This is a genomic window from Agromyces albus (assembly GCF_004134825.1).
GTDB lineage: Bacteria > Actinomycetota > Actinomycetes > Actinomycetales > Microbacteriaceae > Agromyces > Agromyces albus.
Genome location: NZ_SDPN01000088.1, coordinates 1 through 3,812, shown reverse-complemented (window position 1 = coordinate 3,812; position 3,812 = coordinate 1). Strand labels below are relative to the sequence as shown.

Below are 3,812 nucleotides of genomic sequence, written 5' to 3'. Positions count from 1 at the left end.
GGCGTCGCTCGTCGCCACCGGCGCCCTGGTCGCGGGCGTGTTCGAGGCCGCCCGCGCGACGACGCTCGCGCGCGGCTGGCTGTCACGGCCATGGGAGCTCCTGGGCGTGGCGGGCAAGGGCGGCGAGCTCGCCGGCTACGCCGCGGGTCACGTGCGCCACCGCATCCCGTATCGCCTCGGTCGCGCGGTCGTCGCCGCACACGGCACCGACCACGTCGAGTCGGTGACCGTTGCACGACTCGACGCGCAGTGGCATCCGATCCCCGGCAGCGAGGTGCGAATCGAAGCCGATGCCGTGTGCGTGAGCCACGGGTTCACGCCGCGACTCGAGCTGCCCATCGCGGCCGGTTGCGAGATCTCGCCCGACCGGTTCGTCATCGTCGACGACGCCCAGCGCACGAGCGTCCTCGGCGTGTACGCCGCGGGCGAGATCACGGGCATCGGGGGCGCCGATGCCGCGCTCGCCGAGGGGGCCGTCGCCGGCCACTGCGCCGCGGGCGGGCGCACCGACGATCCCGCCGTGCGCGCGGCATCCGCTGCCCGGCGCGTTTCCGCTGCGTTCGCGACGCGTCTCGAGGCCGCGCACGGCATCCGTCCCGGCTGGACCGGTTGGCTCACCGACGACACCGTCGTGTGCCGCTGCGAAGAGGTGTCGTACGGGCGCCTGATGGCCACGGCCGCCGCCACGAGCTCGAGCGGCCTTCGGTCCCTGAAGCTCACCACTCGCGCCGGCCTCGGCATCTGCCAGGGCCGCGTGTGCGGTCGCACCGTCGAGTCGCTCCTCGGGGAGGCGGTGACGGATGCCGCATCCGGCCGTCTCGGCCTCATCGACGGCGCCACGACCGACCGCCGCCCCATCGCCGCACCGCTGCGCCTCGGCGAACTCGCCGCGGGAGTCGAGCCCGATCGAGCAGCCGAGCCCAACGCCCACGCACCGACGTCCACGAAAGGACACGCATGACCACGCAGAAGTTCGACCTCGGCGGTGTCGTCGTCGCGACGACCCTCGCCTTCACCGATGACCCGTCGGCACCCGCGGGGCTCGCCGTCGACTACGACCGGTTCGCCGCGCACTGCGATTTCCTCATCGAGAACGGATGTCGCGGCGTCGGTCCCAACGGATCGCTCGGCGAGTACTCCTCGCTCACCGACGAGGAGCGTCGCAAGGTCATCCAGGTCGCGGTCGAGGCGGTCGGAGGGCGGGGCCTCGTGGTCGCGGGTGTGCACGGTGTCGGCTGGCACCAGGCCGTGAAGTGGGCCGAGTACGCGAAGGAGGACGGCGCCGACGGGGTGCTCGCCCTGCCGCCCACGATCTATCGCGCGAACCGTGCCGAGGTCATCGAGCACTACACGCGCATCAACGAGGTGGGGCTGCCGATCATGCTCTACAACAACCCCATCGACACGAAGGTCGACCTCACGCCCGATCTCGTCGCCGAGCTCGCGCAGCTCGAGAACGTCGTGGCGATCAAGGAGTTCACGGCCGACATCCGCCGCGTGCTCGAGATCCAGGAGCTCTGCGACATCGACGTCATCGCGGGCGCCGACGACCTGCTCTTCGAATCGCTCGTCGTGGGTGCGACCGGGTGGTTCGCGGGCTACCCGAACGCCTTCCCGAAGGAGGCTGTCGAGATCTACACGCTCGTCACCGACGGTCGCGTCGACGAGGCCCGCGAGCTCTACCGGAACCTCGTCCCCGTGTTCCGGTGGGACTCGAAGACCGAGTTCGTGCAGGCCATCAAGCTCTCGATCGACCTCGCGGGGCGGAGTTACGGTGGACCGACGCGGCCGCCGCGCGGGCCGCTGTCAGCCGAGCACGAGGCGCGAGTGCGCCGCGACACTCAGAAGGCGCTCGACTACATCGCGACCCGCTAGTCGCGGCCGGGCTGGAGGATACCTTGCGTTCGAAGCGAATCATCAGTGCCGTCGACTCGCACACCGAGGGCATGCCGACGCGGGTCGTCACGGGCGGCGTGGGCGTGATCCCGGGGGCGACCATGAACGAGAAGCGACTCCACTTCATGGAGCACCTCGACGATGTGCGGCTCTTCCTCATGAACGAGCCGCGCGGGCATGCGGCGATGAGCGGCGCCATCCTGCAGCCCGCCACGCGCCCCGATTGCGACTGGGGCGTCGTGTTCATCGAGGTCTCGGGCTGCCTGCCGATGTGCGGCCACGGCACGATCGGCGTCGCGACCGTGCTCGTCGAGACCGGCATGGTCGAGGTCGTCGAGCCCGTCACCGAGATCCGGCTCGACACGCCCGCCGGTCTCGTCGTCGCACGAGTGGCGGTCTCCGACGGCCATGCCGACTCGGTCACGATCGAGAACGTGCCGAGTTACGTCGATGTGCTCGACGCCTCGATCGAGGTGCCCGGGTACGGCAGCGTGCCGTACTCCATGGCGTTCGGCGGCAACTTCTACGCGATGGTCGACCTCGACGCCGTCGGGTTGCCGTTCGACCGCTCGAGCCAGCAGGAGATGCTCACGGCAGGACTCGCCATCATGGCGGCGATCAACGAGACCGCGCCGCCGCGGCATCCGTCGATCGAGGGCGTCGACCACTGCCATCACGTCGAGTTCATCGCGCCGGGCTCCGACGCGAAGCACTCCCGCCACGCCATGGCGATCCACCCCGGGTGGTTCGATCGCTCGCCGTGCGGTACGGGAACCTCGGCTCGCATGGCCGAGCTGTGGGCTCGCGGCGAGCTCGCCCTCGACACCGACTTCGTGAACGAGTCGTTCATCGGCAGCCGCTTCGTCGGGCGCCTCATCGCCGAGACCGACGTCGACGGCCGGCCCGCGGTCATCCCCACGATCACCGGCCGCGCATGGGTCACCGGCATCGGCCAGTACCTCCTCGACCCCGCCGACCCGTTTCCGGTCGGATTCCAGTTCTAGCTCCCGGCCTCGAGGGGCACCGCGCTCAGCGGTGGTCGGCGAGCTGCACGAAGCGGTGCAGCAGGCGCTGCGGTTCGGTGACGGATGCCGCAGCCAGCCGCTCGCTCACCTCACGCAACTCGCTCGCCGGGAAGTAGCCGTGGTGGCGGTACACGTGCGCGCGGGCGACGAAGTCCTGCGCGCTGACCTCGGGGTGGAACTGCGTGGCATAGACGTTGCGCCCGACGCGGTAGATCTGCACGGGACAACCGGCCGAGGAGGCGAGCAGCACGGCGTCGGCGGGAAGCCGCTCGGTCGCCTCCTTGTGGCCGACGAGCGCGTCGAATCGCTCGGACAGCGAGCCGACGAGCGGATCGGCCGTGCCCTCGTCGGTGAGTGTGACCTCGACGGCGGCGGCGTCCTCGCCGTGCAGCGTGCCGACGGTGCCGCCGAGCACTCGCGTGAGCACGCCGATGCCGTAGCACGTGAAGAGCACCGGGTGGTCGGCCTCGAGCGCCCGCTCGGCGAGGCGGGCGAGGTCGGACTCGAGGCGGCGCTGCACGGGGTGCTTGCCGTCTTCGGGCGTCGTGACGTTGTACGGGCTGCCGCCGACGACGATGCCCGCGAAATCATCGAGACGGACGTCGCCGAGTGGATCGATGTCGAGGCGCACGTGCTCGAGCCGGCCGGCATCGACGCCCATCGCGCGGCGCACCGACTCGTATTCGGGGCCGACCGCCTGGACCTCGGGTCGTGCCGAGAGGAAGAGGAACGGTCTCATCTGCCGCGGCCTCCTCGGCCTCGACCGCCCTTGCCGCCGCCGTGCGCGCCGCCCTTGCTGCCCTTGCCCGGCCGGCCGCTCTTGGTGCCGCCGCCGGCTCCGCGTCCTCCGCGGTTCGCCGCCTTGCCGCCCGTGCGAGGCTTGGCGCCGCC

At 71.1% G+C, this 3,812-nt stretch carries 4 protein-coding genes; 3 read left to right on the top strand and 1 reads right to left on the bottom strand.

Features of this window, described 5'->3' with window-relative positions; translation table 11 throughout:
* From ESP51_RS20265 to ESP51_RS20255, 3 genes are all read left to right on the top strand, one after another.
* On the top strand, window positions 1-961 hold a 961-nt coding region (locus ESP51_RS20265; RefSeq protein WP_164990620.1), incomplete at its 5' end, for an FAD-dependent oxidoreductase.
* A complete protein-coding gene (locus ESP51_RS20260; protein WP_129522665.1) occupies window positions 958-1,875 on the top strand; it encodes a dihydrodipicolinate synthase family protein in 918 nt (305 codons plus the stop codon). The genes ESP51_RS20265 and ESP51_RS20260, both read left to right, overlap by 4 nt.
* 23 nt (window positions 1,876-1,898) lie before the next feature.
* Window positions 1,899-2,900, top strand: coding sequence for a proline racemase family protein (locus ESP51_RS20255; RefSeq protein WP_129522664.1), 1,002 nt, complete (start codon window positions 1,899-1,901; stop codon window positions 2,898-2,900).
* Window positions 2,901-2,925: 25 nt separating this feature from the next.
* Here ESP51_RS20255 and ESP51_RS20250 read toward each other — a convergent pair whose 3' ends face one another.
* The gene (locus ESP51_RS20250) at window positions 2,926-3,660 is read right to left on the bottom strand and encodes a glutamine amidotransferase (RefSeq protein ID WP_129522663.1); all 735 of its coding nucleotides are present in this window, start codon (window positions 3,658-3,660) and stop codon (window positions 2,926-2,928) included.
* Between the last annotated feature and the right edge of the window lie 152 nt (window positions 3,661-3,812).

What these genes read in the sequence shown, in the direction of transcription:
- ESP51_RS20260 (WP_129522665.1), top strand. Translation starts at nt 958, where the DNA reads ATGACCACGCAGAAGTTCGACCTCGGCGGTGTCGTCGTCGCGACGACC.
- ESP51_RS20250 (WP_129522663.1), bottom strand. Translation starts at nt 3,660, where the DNA reads ATGAGACCGTTCCTCTTCCTCTCGGCACGACCCGAGGTCCAGGCGGTC.